The sequence below is a fragment of the Variovorax sp. efr-133-TYG-130 genome, from assembly GCF_030208835.1.
Classification (GTDB): Bacteria; Pseudomonadota; Gammaproteobacteria; order Burkholderiales; family Burkholderiaceae_C; genus Variovorax.
This window is the reverse complement of the sequence record NZ_JARVTD010000011.1, coordinates 158,386-180,844: the sequence shown is the minus strand read 5'-3', so window position 1 is coordinate 180,844 and position 22,459 is coordinate 158,386. Positions and strand designations below refer to the sequence as shown.

General features: G+C 68.8%; 17 protein-coding genes. 10 read left to right on the top strand and 7 right to left on the bottom strand.

Annotated elements, in window-relative coordinates; genetic code table 11:
- Positions 1-101 precede the first annotated feature (101 nt).
- Complete coding sequence (locus QRN67_RS15305; protein WP_285412445.1) at positions 102-1,115, bottom strand: Bug family tripartite tricarboxylate transporter substrate binding protein; 1,014 nt, start codon at positions 1,113-1,115, stop codon at positions 102-104.
- Positions 1,116-1,240: 125 nt separating this feature from the next.
- On the opposite strand from QRN67_RS15305, the gene pcaQ reads away from it, so the two are divergent.
- Both pcaQ and QRN67_RS15295 read left to right on the top strand, forming a co-directional pair.
- Complete coding sequence (gene pcaQ, locus QRN67_RS15300; RefSeq protein WP_285412444.1) at positions 1,241-2,200, top strand: pca operon transcription factor PcaQ; 960 nt, start codon at positions 1,241-1,243, stop codon at positions 2,198-2,200.
- A complete protein-coding gene (locus tag QRN67_RS15295) occupies positions 2,197-3,384 on the top strand; it encodes a DUF418 domain-containing protein (protein WP_285412443.1) in 1,188 nt (395 codons plus the stop codon). Before pcaQ ends, QRN67_RS15295 begins: the two co-directional genes overlap by 4 nt.
- 82 nt (positions 3,385-3,466) lie before the next feature.
- Here the strand turns inward: QRN67_RS15295 and QRN67_RS15290 are convergent, their stop codons facing one another.
- The 3 genes from QRN67_RS15290 to QRN67_RS15280 are packed head-to-tail and all read right to left on the bottom strand — an operon-like array spanning position 3,467 to position 7,850.
- A complete protein-coding gene (locus tag QRN67_RS15290; RefSeq protein WP_285412442.1) occupies positions 3,467-4,537 on the bottom strand; it encodes a mechanosensitive ion channel family protein in 1,071 nt (356 codons plus the stop codon).
- Positions 4,537-6,789 carry an FUSC family protein gene (locus tag QRN67_RS15285; RefSeq protein WP_081266528.1) on the bottom strand — a complete coding sequence of 751 codons (2,253 nt, stop codon included), beginning with the start codon at positions 6,787-6,789 and terminating at the stop codon, positions 4,537-4,539. The genes QRN67_RS15290 and QRN67_RS15285 overlap by 1 nt, the downstream gene beginning before the upstream one ends.
- Before the next feature lie 2 nt (positions 6,790-6,791).
- Positions 6,792-7,850: an inositol monophosphatase family protein gene (locus QRN67_RS15280; RefSeq protein WP_081266529.1), complete on the bottom strand. Its 1,059-nt coding sequence runs from the start codon at positions 7,848-7,850 to the stop codon at positions 6,792-6,794.
- A 110-nt stretch (positions 7,851-7,960) separates the two neighbouring features.
- Between QRN67_RS15280 and QRN67_RS15275 the strand changes: the two genes are divergently transcribed.
- Positions 7,961-8,701 (top strand): RNA methyltransferase, encoded by a 741-nt coding sequence (locus QRN67_RS15275; RefSeq protein ID WP_081266530.1) that lies wholly within the window; start codon positions 7,961-7,963, stop codon positions 8,699-8,701.
- A 76-nt stretch (positions 8,702-8,777) separates the two neighbouring features.
- The gene (gene cysE / locus QRN67_RS15270; protein WP_285412441.1) at positions 8,778-9,551 is read left to right on the top strand and encodes a serine O-acetyltransferase; all 774 of its coding nucleotides are present in this window, start codon (positions 8,778-8,780) and stop codon (positions 9,549-9,551) included.
- Positions 9,552-9,560: 9 nt separating this feature from the next.
- Here cysE and cadR read toward each other — a convergent pair whose 3' ends face one another.
- Entirely contained in the window at positions 9,561-10,031 is a 471-nt protein-coding gene (gene cadR / locus QRN67_RS15265; protein ID WP_285412440.1) for a Cd(II)/Pb(II)-responsive transcriptional regulator, read from the bottom strand.
- 70 nt (positions 10,032-10,101) lie between these two features.
- Here cadR and QRN67_RS15260 point away from each other — a divergent pair, with 70 nt between their 5' ends.
- Both QRN67_RS15260 and QRN67_RS15255 read left to right on the top strand, forming a co-directional pair.
- Positions 10,102-12,429: a heavy metal translocating P-type ATPase gene (locus QRN67_RS15260; RefSeq protein ID WP_285412438.1), complete on the top strand. Its 2,328-nt coding sequence runs from the start codon at positions 10,102-10,104 to the stop codon at positions 12,427-12,429.
- Between the two features lie 87 nt (positions 12,430-12,516).
- On the top strand, positions 12,517-13,770 hold the full coding sequence (locus QRN67_RS15255) for a cation:proton antiporter (RefSeq protein WP_285412437.1): 1,254 nt from the start codon (positions 12,517-12,519) through the stop codon (positions 13,768-13,770).
- 3 nt (positions 13,771-13,773) lie between these two features.
- Here the strand turns inward: QRN67_RS15255 and QRN67_RS15250 are convergent, their stop codons facing one another.
- Together QRN67_RS15250 and QRN67_RS15245 are read right to left on the bottom strand one after the other, a co-directional pair.
- Positions 13,774-15,099, bottom strand: a complete 1,326-nt coding sequence (locus QRN67_RS15250; RefSeq protein ID WP_285412436.1) for a heavy metal sensor histidine kinase — start codon at positions 15,097-15,099, stop codon at positions 13,774-13,776.
- A complete protein-coding gene (locus QRN67_RS15245) occupies positions 15,096-15,773 on the bottom strand; it encodes a heavy metal response regulator transcription factor (protein WP_081266536.1) in 678 nt (225 codons plus the stop codon). Before QRN67_RS15245 ends, QRN67_RS15250 begins: the two co-directional genes overlap by 4 nt.
- 159 nt (positions 15,774-15,932) lie before the next feature.
- On the opposite strand from QRN67_RS15245, the gene czcI reads away from it, so the two are divergent.
- From czcI to QRN67_RS15225, 4 genes are all read left to right on the top strand, one after another.
- Positions 15,933-16,307 (top strand): cation efflux protein, CzcI family, encoded by a 375-nt coding sequence (czcI, locus tag QRN67_RS15240; RefSeq protein ID WP_285412435.1) that lies wholly within the window; start codon positions 15,933-15,935, stop codon positions 16,305-16,307.
- A gap of 95 nt (positions 16,308-16,402) precedes the next feature.
- Positions 16,403-17,767, top strand: a complete 1,365-nt coding sequence (locus QRN67_RS15235) for a TolC family protein (protein WP_285412434.1) — start codon at positions 16,403-16,405, stop codon at positions 17,765-17,767.
- An 18-nt stretch (positions 17,768-17,785) separates the two neighbouring features.
- A complete protein-coding gene (locus QRN67_RS15230) occupies positions 17,786-19,147 on the top strand; it encodes an efflux RND transporter periplasmic adaptor subunit (protein WP_285412433.1) in 1,362 nt (453 codons plus the stop codon).
- Between the two features lie 10 nt (positions 19,148-19,157).
- Complete coding sequence (locus tag QRN67_RS15225) at positions 19,158-22,373, top strand: CusA/CzcA family heavy metal efflux RND transporter (RefSeq protein WP_285412432.1); 3,216 nt, start codon at positions 19,158-19,160, stop codon at positions 22,371-22,373.
- Positions 22,374-22,459: the final 86 nt, after the last annotated feature.

Below are 22,459 nucleotides of genomic sequence, written 5' to 3'. Positions count from 1 at the left end.
CCGCGAGGTCCGCGGTTGCGGACGATTCTGAAGACGCTGCATTCGATTGTTCAAATCAACCATTGCCCTGGTTTACCCAGGTGTGGCGCTCATGCCCCTGTTCAGTCGACCTTCATGCCGGTGGCCTTGACGATGCGGCCGTAGCGCGCAAGGCTGGCGGCCAGGTGGTCGCTGGCGGCGGTACCGGTTTCTCCGAGCGCAACCATGTCGAGCGCGGCAAGGCGCGACTTGACCTCGGGCAGCGCCATCGCCTTCTGCAGCGACGTGCGCAGCGTCTGCATCACCGGCTCGGGCGTGGCGGCCGGCACCATCGCGAGGTAGAGCACCTCGAACTCCAGGTTCTTCAGCCCCAGTTCGCCCACGGTGGGCACCTGCGGCAGCAGTGGCGAGCGCTGGCGGCCGGTCACGGCCAGGGCGCGCAGCTTGCCCGACTGCACCTGCGGCAGCAGCCCCGGCGTGGCGAGGATGCCGGCCTGCACTTCGTCGCCCATCAGCGCCAGCACGGCGGGCGCGTTGCCCTTGTAGGGCACGTGCGTGATCTTGGCGCCGGTCTCGTTCGCGAAGATCTCGGCGGCGATGTGGCCCGGGCTGCCGTTGCCGGCCGAGCTGAAAGTGGCGGGCTCGGCCTTGGCCTGCGCGATGAACTCGGGCAACGTCTTCGCCTTCACGTTGCCCGCCACGCCAAAGCTCAGGCCCGACGAGCTGAAGATCATCAGCGGCTTCAGGTCCTTGGCCGCGAAGGGCATCGACGCATAGAGGTGCGGGTTGATGGTGAAGGTGGTGTCGATGCCCAGCAGCACCGTGTAGCCGTCGGCCGGGCTCTTGGCCACCAGGTCGGCGCCGATGTTGCCGCCCGCGCCGGGGCGGTTGTCGACGATGAAGGGCTGCTTCAGGTCTTTCTGCAGCGCGTCGGCCAGCGCGCGGGCGAGGATGTCGATGGGGCCGCCGGCCGGGAAGTTGGTGAGCAGCTTCACCGCCTTGGCGGGGTAGGGGGCGTCGGCCGCCTGCGCCGCCGTGGCGCAGAAGCCCAGCGGCAGCAGCGCCGCGCAGGCGGCGGCCACTGCTGCGAAACGGCGGCGCGCGCCGCCCAGGGCGTTCTTGAAAACGGTGGTCATGTCTTGGCTTGTCTCCTTGTCTGAGGCAACTCTAGGGCGGCGGCAAGGCCGGCACAACTGAAAGCTCTTCTGCCAGGTATTCCGGCTGGTTATATTTACAAGCCCGTTGCTCCAAGGGAAGATCCATGTCAGCCATGAACTTTGCGCGCCTGAAGCTGCGCCACCTGCAATGCCTGGTGATGGTGGCGCAGGAGCGCAACCTGGTGCGCGCCGCCAAGGCGCTGTCGCTCACGCAACCGGCGGTGTCCAAGACCGTGGCGGAGCTGGAAGAAATCATCGGCCGTCCGCTGCTGCTGCGGCGCCGCCGCGGCGTCGAGCTCACGCCGGCCGCCGAAGTGCTGGTGCGCCATGCGGTCTCGGCGCTGCGCGGGCTGAGCGAAGGCCTGGGCCTGGCCATGGACATGCCCGAGGCCGACCAGCTGCACGTGGCCGTCGGCGCGCTGCCCAACATGGTGGCCAACCTGCTGCCGGAGGCGGTGGCCTTGTTGCATGCCTCGCATCCGGCGCTGCGCGTGCGGGTGGTCAGCGGCATCAACGCGCAGCTGATGACGCAGCTGCGCCAGGGTGAAATCGACCTCGTGCTGGGCCGGCTCGCGCAGGCCTCGGCCATGGCCGATCTCGCCTTCGAGCATCTCTACAGCGAACCCTTGCTGCTGGTGGTGCGGCCGGGGCATCCGCTGGCCTCGCGGCGCAAGCCGGCGCTCGATGCGCTGGCCGGCTATCCGCTGGTGCTGCCGGTGTCGGGCTCGCTGATCCGCCACACGGCGGACGCCTTTCTCATTGCGCAGGGCGTGGCCCTGCCCAACCGGCTGGTGGAGGCGACCGACACCAGCTTCGCCATCGGGCTGCTGCAGCGCTCCGATGCGGTGTGGTTCGCGCCGCAGGGTGCGGTCGAAGGCTTTGTGGCGCGCGGCGAACTCGAGCGCGTGGCCATCGACACCAGCAGCACCGAAGGCCCGGTGGGGCTCACGGTGCGGCGCAGCGGCGAGCCGGGCGAGGGCGCGCGGCTCTTGATGGAGACCATCCACGGCATCGTGCAGAAGCGCAAGCCCGTCGTGAGCCTGCGCCCGGTGGAGGCGGCATGAGCACGGTGCCTTCGTCGCAGGAGCGGCAGCCGCTGGTCGACGCACTGCGCGGCTTCGCGCTGCTCGGCATCCTGGTGGTGAACATCGCGAGCTTCTCGTCGCCGTTCTACGGCCTGGGCCTGTCCGACCCGATGGCCCAGTCGGCGGTGGAGCGTGCGGCGCTGTTCGCGCGCTCCTTGCTGTTCGAGACCAAGTTCTACCTGCTGTTCTCGTTCCTGTTCGGCTACAGCTTCACGCTGCAGATGCAGTCGGCCGAACGAGACGGCAGGCCCTTCACGCCGCGCATGCTGCGTCGGCTGGCGGGGCTGTGGGTGCTGGGCCTGCTGCATGCGGTGGTGCTGTACCACGGCGACATCCTCACGACCTACGCGGTGATCGGCGGCGTGCTGCTGTTGCTGCGGCGGCGCGGCGACGGCGTCATGGCGTTCTGGGCGGTCAGCCTGGTGCTGCTCACATCGCTGCTGTGGGCCAGCCTTGGCTACCTGATGACGCGCACGGGCGTCGATGCCGACACGCTGAGTCTTCATGCCGAGGCCTTCGCGGCGCTGGAGGCTTACCGGGGCACCCCTGCCACGGTCATCGCCCAGCATGTGCGCGAGCTGGCGCAGGTGTGGGTGGTGCTCGCATTCGCGCAGGCACCCACGGCGCTGGCGATGTTCCTGGCGGGCTTCATCGCCGGGCGGCGCGGCCTGCTGGCGAATGCGGGCGCGCACCGCGCGTTGTTCAAGCGCCTGTTCTTCTGCGGGCTGCTCATCGGCGTGCCGGGCGCCATGTTCTATGCGCTCTCGACCACGCGCACAGGCGCCGGCGGCCGCGAGGTGGTCGGCCTCGCGCTCGGACTGCTCACCGCGCCTTTCCTCACCGCAGCCTATGCGTCGGGACTGGTGCTGCTGTTCCAGGCGCCGCGCGGGCGGGCGCTTGTCGCGTGGCTCGCGCCGGCGGGGCGCATGGCGCTGTCCAACTACCTGCTGCAGTCGCTGGTGTGCGCGTGGATCTTCCTGGCCTACGGGTTGCGGCTGATGGGCTCGGTCGGGCCGCTCGCCAGCTTCGGGTTTGCGTTCTCCATTTTCGCGGTGCAACTGCTGCTGAGCCGCTGGTGGATGCAGCGCTTTGCCTATGGCCCGGTCGAATGGCTGCTGCGGGCGTTCACGCTGCTTGAATGGCCGTCCTGCGCAGCGAAATAAAGGAGGAGGCCGCAGGCCCGGGGGCATTCGCAAAGCAAGGTACCCCGTCGGCGTGATCGCGCCCTGAACAACGGCAACAGGCTTACAGCATCGGCTGCTGCTGTTGCTCCTGCGCACCTTCGCTCTCGATGCGCATCTTGGGCAGGAACTGCGGGTACTCGCGCTGCATGAAGTCGATCAGCCCTTCGCGCACGTTGCAGCGCAGGTCGAAGGCCAGGCCCGAGGTAGCGGCGGTGCACAGCACGCGGATCTGCATGGTGCGCTCGGTGGCGTCGGTCACGCGCAGGTTGAAGAAGCGGCCGTCCCATTCGGGCGAAGACTTCACGATGCGCTCGACCTCTTCGCGCAGCGGCGCGAGCGGCATGCCGTAGTCGGCGTAGATGAACACCGCGCCCAGCAGCTGCGACGAGTGGCGCGTCCAGTTCTGGAACGGCTTCTCGATGAAGTAGGTCAGCGGCAGGATCAGCCGGCGCTCGTCCCAGATCTTGATGACCACGAAGGTGCCGGTGATCTCCTCGACACGGCCCCATTCGCCTTCGACCACCAGCACGTCGTCGATGCGGATCGGCTGCGCCAGCGCGATCTGCAGGCCGGCGATGAGGTTGCTGAACACCGGCTTGGCCGCAAGACCGGCCACGATGCCGATCACGCCGGCGGAGGCCAGCAGGCTGGCGCCGACCTGGCGCGCGCCGGGGAAGGTCATGAGCATCATCGCGCCGCCGGCCACCAGCACCACCGTCATGGCGGTGCGCGCGAGCACGCGGGTCTGCGTGAGCACGCGGCGCGCATGCAGGTTGTCGGCCACGTCCGAGGGGTTCTGCGCCAGCACGCCTTCGGCGAAGCCGCTGATGGCCCTGACCGCGAGCCAGGTGGTCGCGGCGATCAGCAGCAGCCCGGTGAGATGGCGCACGTTGCCGATGAACTGCAGGTTGTCGGGCGCGCCCTGCCACACCACGTTGAGCGCCAGCAGCGGCAGCACGAACCGCGCCGCGGAATTGCAGCTGACCACCATCGAATGGATCGTCGGGGCGGGGCGGGTGACCCGCCTCAACACAAGGCCGCCGATACGGTGCGCGAGAAGAGAAAGGGGAACTGCGATCAGGGCGGCAACCCATGTGCCGAACCAGGGGTGGGCGAGTATCTCTTTGATCATCAGGCGGTGGTCGTCTTTGCTTGTGCTGTGGTTTCGTTCAGTGGTTGAAGAATGCGGGCCGCGTCGTCGCGCAGCTGCGTGGCGAGGGCCGTGGCCAGATCGAGGCGGCGCAGCAGCCAGGGGCTGATGTCGTTGTCGAACGGGTCGGGCAGGGGAATCGGTCCGCCGACGGCGGTGGAACCGCTGCTCTCGGGGTGAGAGGGGCCGGTGGTCGGCATAGTTCCGATGGCGGCCTCGATTCGTTGCGAGGTGCGGCTGATGGGGCCTTCGACCTCGCCCGGCGTGAGGCGGTCGCGCCGCAGCACGAGCATCGACTTGACCGCGCTGAGTTGCGCGAGCAACTGGTAGCTGTGGGCCTGCAGGTGTTCGAGCGGCTCCAGCGGCGGCTGCACCGCGCGCGGTTCGGAGAGCGAACGCTGCGTGGCCTGCACCAGCGCCGAGAGGCTGTCGTAGGCCTCGCGGCGCGCAAGCCGCCATTCGAGCTCGGGACTGCTGTCGATGGCCTGCAACTGGCCCAGGCCGAGCGCCAGGCGCGCATGGCGGGCCTGCGCCGTGAGCACGCGCGCCACCAGCGCGGGAATCTGCGTGCGCTCCCATGACGGCAGCACGTAGCAGAAGCCCCAGGCCAGCGCGGCGCCGATGAGCGTGTCGGCGATGCGCTCGAACAGCGCGAAGATGGGCGCCACGCCCACGTTCAGCATGTGGGCCTGCACCAGGCCCAGCACGGTGGCGGCCACGGCGGTGATGAGGTAGCGCCGCACCGCGAAGCTGTGCGCGATGGCCTGCGCCACGGTCACGATGGCCAGCAGCGCCAGCGCCGACGGATGCGCCGACAGCAGCCCCACCGCGAGCACGCAGCCCAGCAGCGTGCCGGCCACGCGCGCGTTGCGCCGCTCCAGCGTCTGCGAGAGGCTGCCGCGCAGCACGACCACGATGGTCAGCAGAATCCAGTAGTCGTGCGAGCCCCACGGCATCGACACCGCGATGGCATAGCCGGCCGCGATGGCCAGCGACGCGCGGATGGCGTGGCGCAGCGGCGGCTGGTCCCAGCGCCACAGCGTGAAGAAGGGGCGCCACGACCAGTCGGTCGGGCTCACGAACATCTGCCAGTTGGCGCGCACCACGGCAAGGTTGGGCTCGACGTCGCCGCGGGCCATGGCCGACAGGCGCAGCACCTCGTCGTTGATGTGGCCGATGCGGCTGGCCAGCCCGCGCGCCAGCATGGCGGCGGTGGGGCCGATGTGGCCGCCGCCCCCGTGGGTGTTGGCGCTGTCGTCGGCCGACACATGGATGGCCGCGAGCCGAGGGCGCCGGTCCGCCACGGCGGCGGGATGGCGGCGCATCAGCAGCGCATCGGCCAGCGCGATGGTCTCGTCGGCGAGTTCTTCGAGCACCTCGCGCATTTCGATGAGCGCCGCGGCATGCGCGGGGTGGGCGCGCAGGGTGTCGAGGTCGAGCTCGCTCGCGAGCAGCTGGTCGCGCATTTCGAGCACGATCACCAGCATGGCGGCCAGCCGCTGGCGGCGCGGCGTGCGGGGCGATTCGAGCACGATGTCGCGCGTGGCCTGCAGCTGGTCGGCCAGCGCGGCCTGTTCGCGCAGCAGCTGGCCGAGCACGGGCGCGGGGGTGTCGCGCACGTCGCGGGTGTCGTCGTGCGGCAGGAACTGGCCGGCCTCGGTGCGCATGAGCGCAGCCAGCGAATACAGCACGTCGGCCATCGACTGGGTGCGAAAGCGCCCGTTGAGCAGCAGGTTGGCGAGCGTGGCCCAGATCACGTAGAGGCCCGCGCCCAGCCCGAAATGCCAGGTGCGCTCGATGGCGTCGGCCATGTCGCGCGGGGTCTGCGTGGCCATGGAGAAGATCATCGAGAACATCACCGCGATGGCGATCGGGATGCCCCGCTTGCCCCAGGCCATGGCCAGGAAGGCCATGAAGGTGGCCGGCACCAGAAGCAGCCCGAGGCGGATGGGCGCGGTGTGCAGCATCTGCACCGCAAAGAAGAGCGGCAGGCCGATGAGCGGCGCCGGCAGCATCTGGAAGAACTTGCCGCGGCGCGGGCCGGGCAGGTCGGGCGGCGCGGTGACGATCACGCCGGTGGCGGCCGTGGAGGCCGCCAGGGTGCCCAGCCACAGGTGGATGCCGCCCGAGATGAACAGCAGCCCCAGCGCCACGGTGAGCCCGCTCGCGACATAGTGGCTCAGCGCAATGCGCAGAGCGGCGCGGACCCGGTGGGCGGCGCGGGGCCCCAGCATCGTCACTTGGCGGAAGCGTCGCCCTCGGAGGGGGCTCCAGCGGCGGGAGCGGCGTCGCGGCGCACGCGCGTGAGCTTGCGCGGCGCCGCGGGGGCGGCCACGGCGGGCTTGTCGCCTTCAGCGGTTTCGTCGGCGAAATCGACCACCGTGCTGCGGGCGTACAGGTCGGCCGACGCGTCGTCGGGGTTCGACTTGGTCGAGGCCGACACGGCGCGCATGCGGTCGCTGGCGCGCAGCTTGTCGTCGACGTTGGCGAACTTGGAGTACTTGGCGAGCAGCGGCACCAGCTGGCCGTAGATGCGCGGCGCGGCAGCCAGGCATTCGCGCTGTTCGAGGAATTCGGGCTCGCCCGTGAAGTTGCCGATCAGGCCGCCGGCTTCGGTGACCAGCAGCGAACCTGCGGCCACGTCCCAGGGGTTCAGGCCGGTCTCGAAGAAGCCGTCGGTGAAGCCCGCGGCCACGTAGGCCAGGTCCAGGGCAGCCGCGCCGGGGCGGCGCAGGCCGGCCATGCGGGGCATCATGTCCGCCATGATGGCCAGGTACTGCTTGAAGTTGTCGCCCGTGCGGAACGGGAAGCCCGTGGAAATGAGGCACTCGGTGAGCTTGGTGCGCTTGGACACGCGGATGCGGCGCTCGTTCATGTAGGCGCCGCGGCCCTTGGTGGCCGTGAACAGGTCGTTGCGGCTCGGGTCGTACACCACGGCCTGCTCGATCTTGCCGCGCACGGACAGCGCGATGGACACGCAGTACACGGGGAAGCCGTGGATGAAGTTGGTGGTGCCGTCGAGCGGATCGATGATCCAGACGTAGTCGGAGTCCTTGGCGCCGTGTTCGGTGCCCGATTCTTCGGCCAGGATGCCGTGCCCCGGGTAGGCGCCGAGCAGCGTTTCGATGATCGCTTGCTCGCTCGCGTGATCGACTTCGGTGACGAAGTCGTTGACCTGCTTCTGCGAAATGCGCACGGCCTCGACGTCGAGGGCAGCGCGGTTGATGATCGCGCCGGCGGCGCGTGCGGCCTTGACGGCCACGTTGAGCATGGGATGCAGGTTGGGGGACGACATTGGATTGTGGGAAGAACGGTGGGGAGGACCCCGGAGGCGGCCCGGCGATGCGGGCAGCGAGAATCGGGGCATTTTACCGGCTCCGCCGTTCCGTGTCTCCCGAACCCGCCATGCGCACCCGTTTCATCCTGATCCAGACCAGCCACGCCGGCAATGTGGGCGCCGCCGCCCGCGCCATGAAGACCATGGGCTTCTCCGACCTCGTGCTGGTGGCTCCCCGCTGGGCCAACGTGCTGCGGCGCGAGGAAACCATCCAGCGCGCGAGCGGCGCGCTCGACGTGCTAACCAACGCCCGCATCGTCGAGACGCTGGACGAAGCCCTCGACGGCGTGACCCACCTTTGCGCCACGGCCATGATCCCGCGCGACTTCGGCCCGCCCACCCGCACGCCCCGGGAGCACCTGGAGCCGCTGGCGAAGCAGGGTGACCAGCACGTCGCCTTCCTGTTCGGCTCCGAGCGTTTCGGCATGCGGAACGAAGACGTCTACCGCTGCAACGTGGCGCTGACCATCCCCACCGACCCGAAATTCGGCTCGCTCAACCTGGGCGCGGCCATCCAGGTGATCGCCTACGAATGGCGGCTGGCGCTGGGCGGCTACGAAGTGCGCGAGGCCGTCAACCCGGTGCAGGCCGCCGATGCGCAGGCCGTGGCCGGCATGCTCGACCACTGGGAGCGCTCGCTGGTGGACATCGGCTTTCTCGACCCGGAGGCGCCCAAGAAGCTCATGCCGCGCCTGCAGCAGCTGTTCAACCGGGCCCAGCCCACGCCGGAAGAAATCCACATCCTGCGCGGCATCGCCAAGGCCATGAGCGACGCGACCAAGCCGCCCCGGGGCTCGCTGCCCGAATAAAACCTTATCGCCCGTAAGCGATGGCGGCGGGCTATAGACTGCCCGCCCCATATAGATATAACGACAAAAGGCAGCGATGTTCTCTCGACTGCGCGCCGACATCCGGTGCATCCTCGAACGCGACCCGGCCGCCCGCAGCGCCTGGGAAGTGATCACGGTCTACCCCGGCTTCCATGCCGTGGTGCTGCACCGTTGGGCGCACGCCTGTTGGACCCACGGCTTCAAGTGGCCGGCGCGCTTCATCGCGCACTGGGCGCGCTGGATCACGGGCATCGAGATCCACCCGGCCGCCAAGATCGGCGAACGTGTGTTCTTCGACCACGCGATGGGCGTGGTGGTCGGCGAGACCGCCGAGATCGGCGACGGCTGCACCATCTACCAGGGCGTGACGCTGGGAGGCACCTCGCTCTACAAGGGCACCAAGCGGCACCCCACGCTGGGCCGCAACGTGGTGGTGAGCGCAGGGGCCAAGGTGCTGGGCGGCTTCGAGGTGGGCGACGGCGCCAAGATCGGCAGCAACGCGGTGGTCATCAAGCCGGTGCCCGCGGGCGCGACGGCGGTGGGTATTCCGGCGCGCATCATCCCGTCGAAGGCGGGTGAAAGCGCCGACGTGGCCGCGCCGCAGAAGTTCTCGGCCTACGGCATCACGCAGGAAGACGATCCGCTGAGCCAGGCCATGCGCGGCCTGGTCGAGAACGCGTCGAGCCAGGAGCACCAGATCGCGCTGCTGTGGCAGGCCATCGAGAAGCTGTCGGACCGCTCCGGCACCACCAAGGACTGCGTGCCGGGCGATGCGGCCCGCGACGAGTGCTTCGAGGCCGAGAAGCTCACGCAGCTCATCGGCAAGTAGAAAGACCGGTCAGGCCGCGCGCTTGGCCGGCGCGTGCAGCGCGCCGTGCACATGCCCCGCGTGCTGCCCGAAGGTCTCGGGCGCGAGCGTGGCGGTGTCCAACTCCTGCAGGATGCCGCAGTTGCTTGCCGACTCCGGCCCGCCGCATTGCTGGCGCAGCGCCTTCAACTGCTTTTCCAGCGTCTTCAGCTCGGCGATGCGCGCGGCCACGTGGCCGATGTGGTCGTCGAGCAGCTGGTTGACCTGGCCGCAGTCTTCCTGCGGGGCGTCGCGGAATTTGAGCAGGCTGCGGATCTCGTCGAGCGTCATGTCCAGCGAGCGGCAGCGGCGGATGAAGCCCAGGCGCTGGGCATGGTCTTCGTCGTAGATGCGGTAGTTGCCGTCGGTGCGCGCGGGCTCGGGCAGAAGTTGCTCGCGCTCGTAGTACCGGATGGTTTCGACGGGGGTGTTCGCGACCTTGGCCAGCTCACCGATTTTCATGATGCGGCAAATGAACGAGTGGAAATGAGCGTTTGACTCTACACCTGCTTCAGGGTTTCCAATCGATTCCATGACGAACGAAAACGCTCTGACCCGGCCTGTGCCGCACGCCCATTCGCACCCTCATCCGCATGGCGACGACCACGACCACGGCCATGAACATGAGCACGCCAAGCCCCATGCCCAATCGCACGCCGAGCATTCATGCTGCGGCAGCGCCAGCCCCTGCGGCCCGATTCCGCTCGCTCCGGCCGGGGCAGACAACGCCGATGTGCCCAAGGGCGCCCTGCTGTTCCGCATTCCCACCATGGACTGCGCGGTGGAAGAGTCGGAAATCCGCCGCGCGCTGGAGCCGGTGGCGGGCGTCAAGGCCCTGCGCTTTCGCCTCGGCGAGCGCACCATGGCCATCACCACCGAAGACGGCGCGCTGCCCGAGGCACTGGCCGCCATCCGCAAGGCCGGCTTCAAGCCGGAACCGCTGAACGCTCCCGGCGAGCAGGCCGCCGCGGCGCCCGCGCAGATCGCCGGCATGAACATGGGCCTCGTGCGCCTCGTCGCGGCGCTGGTGCTGGCCATCGCCGCCGAGTCGATTTCGTTCATGGCGCCGGACGGCATGGGCTTCAAGGCCGCGGAAGTCGTGCTCGCGCTCGGCGCCATCGGCCTGGCGGGCCTGGACACCTACAAGAAAGGCTTTGCCGCGCTGGTGCGCGGGCGCCTGAACATCAACGCCCTGATGGCGGTGGCCGTGACCGGCGCCTTCATCATCGGCCAGTGGCCCGAAGCCGCGATGGTGATGGCGCTCTACGCCATTGCCGAGCTGATCGAGGCGCGTGCCGTGGACCGCGCGCGCAACGCCATCCAGAGCCTGCTGGCTCTCGCGCCCGAGCAGGCGGAGGTCAAGCAGGCCGACGGCAGCTGGCAGACCGTGATGGCCAACACCGTGGCGCTGGGCGCCGTGGCGCGCATCCGCCCCGGCGAGCGCGTGCCGCTCGACGGCGTGGTCACCGAAGGCACCAGCGCCATCGACCAGGCGCCCGTCACCGGCGAGAGCATTCCCGTCGACAAGACCGTGGGCGACCCGGTGTTCGCGGGCACCATCAACCAGACCGCCGCGCTGGAGTTCCGCGTGACGGCGGTGGCGTCGAACACCACGCTCGCGCGCATCATCCACGCCGTCGAGGAGGCACAGGGCTCGCGCGCGCCCACGCAGCGCTTCGTCGACAGGTTCGCGGCCGTCTACACGCCCACTGTCTTCGTGCTGGCGCTGGCCGTGGCGGTGCTCACGCCGCTGTTCATGGACTGGACGCGGATGCAGTCGGTCTATAAGGCGCTGGTGCTGCTGGTCATTGCGTGCCCGTGCGCGCTGGTCATCTCCACGCCGGTCACCGTGGTGAGCGCGCTGGCCTCGGCCGCGCGGCGCGGCATTCTCATCAAGGGCGGCACGTACCTCGAAGAGGCGCGCAAGCTCAAGGCGATTGCGCTCGACAAGACGGGCACCATCACCGAAGGCAAGCCGAAGCTGGTCGAGTCGGTGCTGTTGGATGCATCGGGCAATGAAGCCGTCGCTTTCGCGGTGGCCGCCAGCATCGCGGGCCGCTCCGACCACCCGGTGTCGAAAGCCATTGCAGAGGGCCTGAAGAGCCAAAGGCAAGAGGTCGCCGACTTCACCGCGCTGCCCGGCCGCGGCGTGGGAGCCACGCTGTCGGGCCAGGCCTACGTGCTCGGCAACCACCGGCTGATCGAGGAACGCGGGCTGTGCTCGCCGGCGCTCGAAGCCGAGCTCAAGCGGCATGAAGAAGCGGGCCGCACCGTCACGCTGCTGGCGTCGGACACGGCGGTGCTGGCGCTGTTCGCGGTGGCCGACACCATCAAGGAATCGTCGCAGGCGGCGGTGGCCGAGCTGCGCGCGCTGGGCGTGACGCCCGTGATGCTCACCGGCGACAACACCGCCACGGCAAAGACCATCGGCGCCCACGCCGGCATCGACGACGTGCGCGGCAACCTGCTGCCCGAGGAAAAGCTCGACGCCATCAAGGCCATGCAGCAGCGCTACGGCGCGGCCGCCATGACCGGCGACGGCATCAACGACGCACCCGCGCTGGCACAGGCCGACATCGGCTTCGCCATGGGCGGCGCGGGCACCGACACCGCCATGGAAGCGGCCGACGTGGTCATCATGAACGACGACCTGCGCCGCATTCCCGAGACCATCCGCCTGTCGCGCCGCGCGCATTCGGTGCTTTGGCAGAACATCACGTTGGCCCTGGGCATCAAAGCGGTGTTCTTCGTGCTCGCGGTGTTCGGCAGCGCAACGATGTGGATGGCGGTGTTCGCGGACATGGGGGCGAGCCTGCTGGTGGTGGCGAACGGGCTGCGCCTGATGCGCGTAGCCAAGTAAGGGCAGGGCGGAGGCCGGGTTGAGCCGGTCATCGGGGGGCACTAACATGGGCCGCAATTCCGTCGGCTTCCAAGTTATCGCTACGCCATGTCCGCAACTTCCCTGCTGCTGCAACTCATCGTCATCCTGACCACCGCGCGCGTCTGCGGCTGGGTTCTCCGGCACGTCGGGCAGCCCGGCGTGGTGGGCGAGATGGCCGCCGGCCTGATGCTGGGGCCGATCGTCTTCGGGGCGCTGTTTCCGTCGCTGCATGCGCAGCTGTTCTCCAGGGAGTCGCTGCAGGGACTGTCGTCGCTGTCGACCCTCGGGCTGGTGCTTTTCATGTTCGTGGTGGGGCTGGAGTTGCGGGCTTCCAAAAGCGTGCGCGAGCAGTTGCGTTCGGCGGGCTACGTGGGCGTGCTGAGCGTGGTCGTGCCGCTGGCGCTGGGCATCGCGATTTCGCCGGCCCTCTATCCCACGCTGGCGCCGGCGGGTGTCGGCTTCTGGCCGTTCGCGCTGTTCATGGCGGCGGCGCTGTCGATCACCGCATTCCCGGTGATGGCGCGCATCCTCAAGGACCGCGGCATGACGCGCACGCCCTTCGGCCAGCTGTCGCTCGGCGCCGCCGCCGTGGTCGACGTGTTCGCGTGGATCCTGCTGGCTTTCGTGGTGGCGATGGTGGGGGCGGGCGAGGGCTACCAGGGGCTGCTCAAGACCACGCTGGGCATGGCCGTGGTGCTGTGCGTGCTGTTCTTCGGACTCAAGCCGGCCTTCGCGTGGCTGCTGCGCACCAAGGCGCCCGAGGGCGAGCCCTCGACCACCGTGATGGCCTCGCTGATGCTCGGCCTGCTGGCCACGGCCCTAGCCACCGAGTGGCTGCACCTGCACGCGGTGTTCGGTGCTTTCCTCTTCGGCGACTGCCTGCCGCGCGACGACCGGCTGCTGAAGTCGCTGAGCGAGCGCATCGAGCCGATCTCCATCGTCGTGCTGATGCCGCTGTTCTTTGCGCTGGCCGGGCTCGGCACCACGTCCAACGCGTTCTCGGGTGCGGGCTTCGGCGCCATGATGCTGATCCTGGCCACGGCCGCCTTCGGCAAGATCGCCGGCGGCGCGGTCGGCGCCCGCATGGCGGGCTACGGCTGGCGTGAAAGCCTGGCCACCGGCTCGCTGATGAACGCGCGCGGGCTGATGGAACTCATCGTCATGAAGATCGGCCTGGACGCCGGCCTCATCGGCCCCGAGCTGTTCACCATGCTGCTGGTGATGGCGCTCGCGACCACCGCCATGACCGGGCCGCTGATCAACCTGTTCATCGGCCGCCGGGCGCCTGCCGTGGCCGATGCGGCGCACGCCAAGCCTTGAGGCTCATCGCTGCAGCGTGAACCCGATGCGCGTCTCGCCGCCCTGGCTGGCCGCGAACACCCGCCCGCCGTGCATGCGCGCGATGGCCTCGACGATCGACAGCCCCAGGCCGTGGTGCCGGGTCGAGCCGTCGCGCGCCTGGGCTGCGCGGTAGAAGCGCTCGAACAGGCGCGGCAGCGCGGCAGGGTCGATGGGCTCGCCGCGGTTGACCACCGCGATGGTGAATTCCTCGCTGTCCTGGGCTATCTCGATGCGGATGACCGAAGCCGGCGTGGCGAAGCGGATGGCGTTGCCCAGCAGGTTGAACAGCGCGCGCCGTATCAGCGCGGCATCCACGTCGGCCATGGCGTCGCCGGCCACCTCGGCGCGCAGGCCGGCTTCTTCCAGCATGGCGTCGTAGAAGTCGATCACGTCGGCTGCCTGCACGGCCAGGCTGGTCGACGCGCGCGTGCGCATCGGCGTGCCGCGCTCGGCCTGCGACAGGAACAGCATGTCGGTGACGATGCCCGAGAGCCTGCCGACCTCTTCGAGATTGGACGCGAGTACGGCCTGCAGCTCTTCGTTGCTGCGCTGGCGGGTCAGCGCGAGTTCGGTGGAGCCGATCAGGTTGGCCAGGGGCGTGCGCAGCTCGTGCGCCACGTCGGCGTTGAACGACTCCAGCTGCACGTAGGCGCGCTGCACACGCAGCAGCAGGGCGTTGAACTGGGTGATCCAGGGGCGCAGCTCCTCCGCGAAGTCCATGGCGTCGATCGGCCGGTTGGCCTTGTCCGGCGCCATCGCCGCGGTGCTCTCGGCCAGCCGCTTGAGCGGACGCAGCCCGCGCCGCACCAGCCACATGCCGGTGAACGAGACCAGCGCCGTGCCCAGCACCACCGCGCCCAGCAGCGTCCAGGCGAGGCGCCGCAGCAGCCGCGCTTCCTGCGCGGTGTTCACGCCGATCTGCACCGACAGCTGCGTGCTGGTGGCGCCCTGCGTCCATGGCACCTCGATGTCGCGCAGCATCCAGCGGCCTCCGACGGCGGGCGTCGACTGGAACAGCGTCTGGCCCGCGTGCGAGATCGACAGCGTCACGTCGTCCTGCATCGAGAAGAAGTCGTCGAGCTTGTGCCGCAGGAAGGGCAGGTCGCCGCCTTTCTCGGCCTCTTTGAGCAGGTGCTGCACCAGCACGGCCTTGTGGTCGAGTTCCTCTTCCTGCTTCTGCCCGAAGTTCCAGGCGGTGACGAGGTAGATGGCGAGGCAGATCACGCTGAGCCCGAACAGGGTCTGCGCGGCGATCCAGAGCGACAGCCGGCTCTGGATGGAGTGCGGCCGGCCTGGGGGCTGGCTCATGCCCAGGAGCGGTCTTCCAGCACGTAGCCCATGCCGCGCACCGTATGCAGCAGCTTCACGTCGAACGGGTCGTCGAGCTTGCTGCGCAGGCGGCGGATGGCCACTTCCACCACGTTGGTGTCGCTGTCGAAGTTCATGTCCCACACCTGCTCGGCGAGCGTGGTGCGCGACAGGATCTGGCCGCGCCGGCGCAGCAGCACCACCAGCAGCGTGAATTCCTTAGCCGTGAGGTCGAGCCGCGCGCGGTTGCGAAAGCACTTGCGGCTGACGAGGTCGAGCTCCAGGTCGGCCAGCCGCAGCGTTGTCGATTCCTGCGGCTTGCCCCGGCGCAGCAGTGCCTGAACCCGCGCCAGCAGCTCCGAAAACGAGAACGGCTTGACGAGATAGTCGTCCGCACCCTGCTGCAGGCCCTGCACGCGGTCTTCGACCTTGTCGCGCGCGGTGAGCACCAGCACGGGCACGTTGCGCGTGCGCCGTATGGCCTGCAGGACGGCGAAGCCGTCGATGCCGGGCAGCATCACATCGAGCAGAACCAGTGCGTAGTCACCCTCGGTGGCGAGGTATTTCCCCTCGATGCCGTCGCGGGCTATGTCGACCACGTATCCGTTCTCTTCGAGCCCCTTTTTCAGGTAATCGCCCAGTTTGGGCTCGTCTTCGATGACAAGAATGCGCATTTCCGAATGGTAACGAAGCACTTTCGCCGCCATGGTTACGTTTTGGTAATCCTATTGACGGACAAGCGCTCGACCTTGTGTCATACATTCCGCGGCGCCTGCAAGCCGCAAGGGCATTGCTGAAGCACTGCCACAGGCCCCCGATATACTTTTTGCTCCATGCGCCGCTGGTTCCTGATCCTCATGCTGTTCCTGCTTCCGTTCCAGCTCAGCTGGGCGGCGGCGTCAGCCTATTGCCAGCACGAGCGCGACATGCAGCCCCAGCACTGGGGCCACCACGAGCACGAAAGCCGCGGCACCGACCGCAGCCACAGCGGCGAGGGCGCGCAGAAGAATTCCAGCACCCAGCCCAATGCCGTCATCGGCGACTGCGCGGTCTGCCATTCGGGCTACGCGCAGCACGTCGAAGGCACGCCGGAGCCCGTGCCGTCCGCGCGGCGCATTGCACAGCCGCTGCGCGTCATGGCCGCCGAGCGCTTCGACTCGCACATCTCCGACGTTCCGGTCCGTCCCGACTGGTCTCTCGCCCTCTGATTCGGCGAGAGAACACACCCGACTTCTGATCCACACCATCAGCTGAGCTCTCGCCGAATTCGTCCGTCCGTTGTTTCGCAACCCAGGAGAATTCGATGCGCACGCTCTTCGTGCCGCTGGCCGCATTGGCCATGGCGGCGCCCCCGGCATATTCACAACAAGTCACGCCGTCCGTTCCGGCCTCGGCCGGTTCCTCTTCGGCTTCGCCGCAGGCGTCTTCGCGCGCGGCCACCAGGACACTGGAGCCCGCGGGCCCGCTGACCCTGCGCAGCGCGGTTGCCATGGCACTGCGCGCCAACCCCGGCCTTGCCGCCGCGTCGCGCGAGCAGGACGCCACCGAGGCCGCCATCGTGCAGGCCGGCGCCTGGCCCAACCCCACGCTGGACGCACAGCTGGAAGACCTGCGCCGCGACAACCGCACCACTACCTTGCAGCTGAGCCAGCCGATCGAGCTCGGCGGCAAGCGCTCTGCCCGCGTGACGGCCGCCGAGCGCGCGCGCGACCAGGCCGCGTCGGCACTGGCGGGGCGCCGCGCCGAGATCCGCGCCGCTACCGTCACCGCCTTCTTCGATGTGCTGACCGCGCAGGAGCGCCTGCGGCTCGCGCAGGATTCGGTGGGCCTCGCGCAGACCGCGACCCGCGCGACCACCAATCGCGTGGCCGCCGGCAAGGTGTCGCCGCTGGAAGAAACCCGGGCGCGCGTGGCCGAGGCCGGTATGCGCGTGGAGCTGCTGCAGGCCGAAGGCACGCTGCGCTCGGCCCGCCAGCAACTGGCCGCGCTGTGGGGCAACTCCGATCCGCGCTTCACGCAGGTGGAGGGCGCGGTCGACCAATTGCCCGCGATGGCGGCGTCGCAAGACATGGGCGTGCGCATTGCCGCGGCGCCCGTGGTGGTGCAGGCGCGGCTCGAGGTCGAGCGGCGCAAGGCACTGTCCGACCTGGAGCAGGCCAAGCGCATTCCCGACGTGACCGTGTCGCTCGGTGCCAAGCGCGTGCCGGCTTCCGACGGCGAGGCCGGCGGCAGCCGGCGCAACCAGGTGGTGGTGGGCCTGTCGGTGCCGCTGCCCATCTTCGACACCAACCGCGGCAACGTGGCTGAGGCCCTGAGCCGCGAGGAAAAGGCGCGCGACGACCTCGCTGCCGCCGAGCTGCAACTGGGCACCGAGGTGGCGCAAGCCACCGAACGGTTGCGCTCCGCGCGCGCCACCGCGCAGACGCTGCAGCACGACGCGCTGCCCGGTGCCGAGACGGCCTACAAGGCCGCGACCAAGGGCTTCGAGCTGGGCAAGTTCAGCTTCCTGGAGGCGCTGGATGCCCAACGCACGCTGTTCCAAGTGCGCGCGCAGTACCTGCTCGCGCTGGCCGATGCGCACCGTGCGGCCGGCGAACTCGACCGGCTGCTCGGCAACGAAGGCGACGACATCTCCCCCATGACACCCGCGGCGCCCGTGGCGCGCTGACAAGCAAGGCAACAGATCATGAACACAGAAAACCGCGGCTCGTTCAAAGAACGCGTCGGCAAGAAGCAGTGGATGGCCATCGTCGTCGTCCTCGCCGTGGGGCTCGGCGCCGGCGCGCTGATCCTTCGCTCCGCGCCCGCCAAGCCGGAGGCCGCAGGCCACTCGGAAGAGGCCGGCCACGGCGACGGCGAGCACCACGAAGAAGGCAAGGCTCACGGCAAGCAGGAAGCCAAGGAAGAGGGCAAAGACCACGACCACAGCCACGGTGAAGCCAAGGGCCACGCCGACACCGAGCACCACGAGGAAGGCAAGCAGGAGGCGAAAAAGGAGCCCGCCGGCCACGAGGAAGAGGAAGAAAAGATCGCCTTCACCGACGCGCAGATCAAGGCCGCCGACATGACCATCGAAAGCGCGGGCCCCGCGCGCATCAAGTCGTCGCTGCAACTGCCCGGCGAGATCAAGTTCAACGAAGACCGCACGGCCCACGTGGTGCCGCGCGTGGCGGGCGTGGTCGACAGCGTGTCGGCCAACCTGGGCCAGGAGGTCAAGCGCGGACAAGTGCTGGCCGTGATTTCGAGCCCGGCGCTGTCGGAGCAGCGCAGCGAGCTGCAGTCGGCGCAGCGCCGGCTCGCGCTGGCGCGCACCACCTACGAGCGCGAGAAGAAGCTCTGGGAGGAAAAGATCTCGCCCGAGCAGGACTACCTGCAGGCGCAGCAGCTGATGCAGGAGGCGCAGATCGCCGTGGCCAACGCCAACCAGAAGCTGCTGGCGCTGGGCGCCACGCCATCTTCGTCGGCGCTGGGCCGCTACGAGCTGCGCGCGCCCTTCGACGGCATGGTGGTCGAGAAGCACATCTCGCTCGGCGAATCGGTGGGGGAAGCGGTGAATGTGTTCACCATCTCCGACCTGTCGACGGTGTGGGCCGAGATCAGCGTAGCGGCCAACAACCTGAACCTGGTACGCATCGGCGAGCCGGTGAGCATCCGCTCCAGCGCCCTGGGCCAGACGGCCACGGGCAAGGTGTCTTACGTGGGTTCGCTCATCGGCGCGCAGACGCGCACCGCCACCGCGCGCGTCACGCTGACCAACCCGCAGCGCGTGTGGCGCCCGGGGCTGTTCGTGAATGTGGAGCTCGTGGCCTCCGAAGTGGATGCGCCCGTGACGGTTTCGGCCGAGGCGGTGCAGACCGTGGAAGACAAACCCACCGTGTTCCTGCGCGTGCTCGGCGGCTTCGTGCCGCAGCATGTGCAGACCGGGCGCAGCGACGGCCAGCGCATCGAGGTCACCAGCGGCCTCAAGCCCGGCGCGGCCTATGCCGCGAGCGGCAGCTTCGTCGTGAAGTCGCAGCAGGGCAAGAGCTCCGCCACGCACACCCACTGAGGAAGCCCGCATGTTCGAACGCATCATCCGCTTCTCCATCGAGCAGCGCTGGCTGATCCTGCTTGCCGTGCTGGGCATGGCGGCGCTGGGCATCTTCAGCTACCAGAAGCTGCCCATCGACGCGGTGCCAGACATCACCAACGTGCAGGTGCAGATCAACACCGCCGCGCCCGGCTACTCCCCGCTGGAGACCGAGCAGCGCGTGACCTACCCGATCGAGACCGTCATGGCCGGCCTGCCGGGGCTGCAGCAGACGCGCTCGCTGTCGCGCTACGGCCTTTCGCAGGTCACTGTGATCTTCAAGGACGGCACCGACATCTACTTCGCGCGGCAGCTCGTCAACGAGCGCATACAGTCGGCGCGCGAAAGCATGCCCAGCGGCATATCGCCGGTGATCGGGCCCATCTCGACCGGCCTGGGCGAAATCTATCTGTGGACCGTGGAAGCGGAAGAGGGCGCGAAAAAGGCAGACGGCAAGCCCTATTCGCCCACCGACCTGCGCGAGATACAGGACTGGATCATCAAGCCGCAGCTGCGCAACGTGGCGGGCGTGACCGAGATCAACTCCATCGGCGGCTATGCGAAGGAGTTCCAGATCTCGCCCGACCCGGCCAAGCTGCTGGCCCACGGCCTCACCATGACCGACATGGTCACCGCGCTGGAGCGCAACAACGCCAACGTGGGCGCGGGCTACATCGAGAAGCGCGGCGAGCAATACCTCATCCGCGCGCCGGGGCAGGTGAAGTCGGTGGAGGACATCGGCAACGTCATCCTGGGCAACGCCGGCGGCATTCCGCTGCGCGTGCAGGACGTGGCCGAGGTCGGCATCGGCAAGGAACTGCGCACCGGTGCCGCCACCGACAACGGCCGCGAAGTGGTGCTGGGCACGGTGTTCATGCTGATCGGCGAGAACAGCCGCACCGTGTCGCAGGCCGTCGACAGGAAGATGCAGGAGATCAACCGCACGCTGCCCGCCGGCGTGAAGGCGGTGACGGTGTACGACCGCACGGTGCTGGTCGACAAGGCCATCGCCACGGTGAAGAAGAACCTGTTCGAGGGCGCGGTGCTGGTCATCGCGATCCTGTTCCTGTTCCTGGGCAACATCCGCGCGGCGATCATCACCGCGCTGGTGATTCCGCTGTCGATGCTCTTCACCTTCACCGGCATGGTGAACCAGAAGGTCAGCGCCAACCTGATGAGCCTGGGCGCGCTGGACTTCGGCATCATCATCGACGGCGCGGTGGTGATCGTGGAGAACTGCGTGCGAAGGCTGGCCCATGCGCAGGCCCACAAGGGCCGGCCGCTGACGCGCGCCGAGCGCTTCCATGAAGTGTTCGCCGCCTCGCAGGAGGCGCGCAGGCCGCTGCTGTTCGGCCAGCTCATCATCATGATCGTGTACCTGCCGATCTTTGCGCTCACGGGCGTGGAGGGCAAGCTGTTCCACCCGATGGCCTTCACCGTGGTGATCGCGCTGCTGGGCGCGATGATCCTGTCGATCACCTTCATCCCCGCGGCCGTGGCGCTGTTCATCGGCAACAAGGTGAGCGAGAAGGAAAACCGCCTGATGGTGTGGGCCAAGCGCGGCTACGAGCCGCTGCTGGCGCGCGTCATGGCCGCCAAGCCGCTGGTGATTACCACCGCGGTGGTGGCGGTGGTGCTGTCGGGCCTGCTGGCCACGCGCCTGGGCACCGAGTTCGTGCCCAGCCTGAGCGAGGGCGACTTCGCCATCCAGGCGCTGCGTATTCCGGGCACCAGCCTCACGCAGTCGGTCGAGATGCAGAAGCAGCTCGAACGCACGCTGAAGGAGAAGTTTCCCGAGATCGAGCGCATCTTCGCGCGCACCGGCACGGCCGAGATTGCTTCGGATCCGATGCCGCCGAACATTTCCGACGGCTACATCATGCTCAAGCCCGAGAGCGAGTGGCCCACGCCACGCCGCTCGCGCGCCGAGCTGCTGGCGGCGGTGCAGGAAGAAGTCGAGAAGCTGCCGGGCAACAACTACGAGTTCTCGCAGCCGATCCAGCTGCGCTTCAACGAGTTGATCTCCGGCGTGCGCAGCGACGTGGCGGTGAAGATCTTCGGCGACGACATGGACGTGCTCGACAAGACCGCGGCCGAGGTGTCGCAGGCGCTGGGCAGGATCCCCGGCGCGGCCGAGGTGAAGGTCGAGCAGACCACCGGCCTGCCGATGCTTACGGTGAACATCGACCGCAACAAGACCGCGCGCTACGGCCTGAACGTGGGCGACGTGCAGGACGCGATCTCGGTCGCGGTGGGCGGGCGCGAGGCGGGCACGCTGTTCGACGGCGACCGCCGCTTCGACATCATCGTGCGCCTGCCCGAGAACCTGCGCACCGACCTCGAGGCCATCAAGCGCCTGCCCGTGGCGCTGCCCAAGGGGGCGGGCGCCGAGGGCGCGCGCACCAGCTTCATCCCGCTGGGCGAAGTGGCCACGCTCGACATTGCGCCGGGCCCCAACCAGGTGAGCCGCGAAGACGGCAAGCGCCGCATCGTGGTGAGCGCCAACGTGCGCGGCCGCGACCTGGGCTCCTTCGTGGCCGAGGCCGAAGAGGCCATGCGCAAGGTGAGCATTCCCTCCGGCTACTGGACCGTGTGGGGCGGCCAGTACGAGAACCTCGCGTCCGCCACGCAGCGGCTGCAGATCGTGGTGCCGGTGTCGCTGCTGCTGGTGTTCACGCTGCTGTTCGCGATGTTCGGCAACCTCAAGGACGGGCTGCTGGTGTTCACCGGCATTCCGTTCGCTCTCACGGGCGGCATCGTCGCGCTGTGGATGCGCGGCATACCGCTGTCGATCTCTGCGGCGGTGGGCTTCATTGCGCTGTCGGGCGTGGCGGTGCTCAACGGGCTGGTGATGATCTCCTTCATCCGCAACCTGCGCGAGGGTGGGCTGCCGCTGGACGCGGCCATTCGCGAAGGCGCGCTCACGCGGCTGCGGCCGGTGCTGATGACCGCGCTGGTCGCGTCGCTGGGCTTCGTGCCCATGGCCATCGCCACCGGCACGGGCGCCGAGGTGCAGCGGCCGCTGGCCACCGTGGTGATCGGCGGTATCCTTTCGTCGACCGCGCTGACGCTGCTGGTGCTTCCGCTGCTCTACCGCATCGCGCACAGGCGCGACGAAGACGAGGTGCGGCAGGAAGAAGACGCACGCGAGCAGAACCACGGCGCGCCGCTCGACCCTGTACCGGAAGGACCCCATGACACATGAGCATTCGCACGCCGCAGCGCCCTGCGTGATGCCACTCGGCTGCGGGGGCCGATCGATTGCGGCGGGACGGGCGATGGGGCTATAAA

Bases quoted from the DNA above. Each gene is read 5' to 3' on its own strand.
- QRN67_RS15275 (WP_081266530.1), top strand. From the start codon at position 7,961: ATGCGCACCCGTTTCATCCTGATCCAGACCAGCCACGCCGGCAATGTG.
- QRN67_RS15245 (WP_081266536.1), bottom strand. From the start codon at position 15,773: ATGCGCATTCTTGTCATCGAAGACGAGCCCAAACTGGGCGATTACCTG.
- pcaQ (WP_285412444.1), top strand. From the start codon at position 1,241: ATGTCAGCCATGAACTTTGCGCGCCTGAAGCTGCGCCACCTGCAATGC.
- QRN67_RS15225 (WP_285412432.1), top strand. From the start codon at position 19,158: ATGTTCGAACGCATCATCCGCTTCTCCATCGAGCAGCGCTGGCTGATC.
- QRN67_RS15280 (WP_081266529.1), bottom strand. From the start codon at position 7,850: ATGTCGTCCCCCAACCTGCATCCCATGCTCAACGTGGCCGTCAAGGCC.
- cysE (WP_285412441.1), top strand. From the start codon at position 8,778: ATGTTCTCTCGACTGCGCGCCGACATCCGGTGCATCCTCGAACGCGAC.
- QRN67_RS15255 (WP_285412437.1), top strand. From the start codon at position 12,517: ATGTCCGCAACTTCCCTGCTGCTGCAACTCATCGTCATCCTGACCACC.
- QRN67_RS15285 (WP_081266528.1), bottom strand. From the start codon at position 6,789: ATGCTGGGGCCCCGCGCCGCCCACCGGGTCCGCGCCGCTCTGCGCATT.
- QRN67_RS15305 (WP_285412445.1), bottom strand. From the start codon at position 1,115: ATGACCACCGTTTTCAAGAACGCCCTGGGCGGCGCGCGCCGCCGTTTC.
- QRN67_RS15230 (WP_285412433.1), top strand. From the start codon at position 17,786: ATGAACACAGAAAACCGCGGCTCGTTCAAAGAACGCGTCGGCAAGAAG.
- QRN67_RS15290 (WP_285412442.1), bottom strand. From the start codon at position 4,537: ATGATCAAAGAGATACTCGCCCACCCCTGGTTCGGCACATGGGTTGCC.
- QRN67_RS15295 (WP_285412443.1), top strand. From the start codon at position 2,197: ATGAGCACGGTGCCTTCGTCGCAGGAGCGGCAGCCGCTGGTCGACGCA.
- QRN67_RS15250 (WP_285412436.1), bottom strand. From the start codon at position 15,099: ATGAGCCAGCCCCCAGGCCGGCCGCACTCCATCCAGAGCCGGCTGTCG.
- QRN67_RS15235 (WP_285412434.1), top strand. From the start codon at position 16,403: ATGCGCACGCTCTTCGTGCCGCTGGCCGCATTGGCCATGGCGGCGCCC.
- cadR (WP_285412440.1), bottom strand. From the start codon at position 10,031: ATGAAAATCGGTGAGCTGGCCAAGGTCGCGAACACCCCCGTCGAAACC.
- QRN67_RS15260 (WP_285412438.1), top strand. From the start codon at position 10,102: ATGACGAACGAAAACGCTCTGACCCGGCCTGTGCCGCACGCCCATTCG.
- czcI (WP_285412435.1), top strand. From the start codon at position 15,933: ATGCGCCGCTGGTTCCTGATCCTCATGCTGTTCCTGCTTCCGTTCCAG.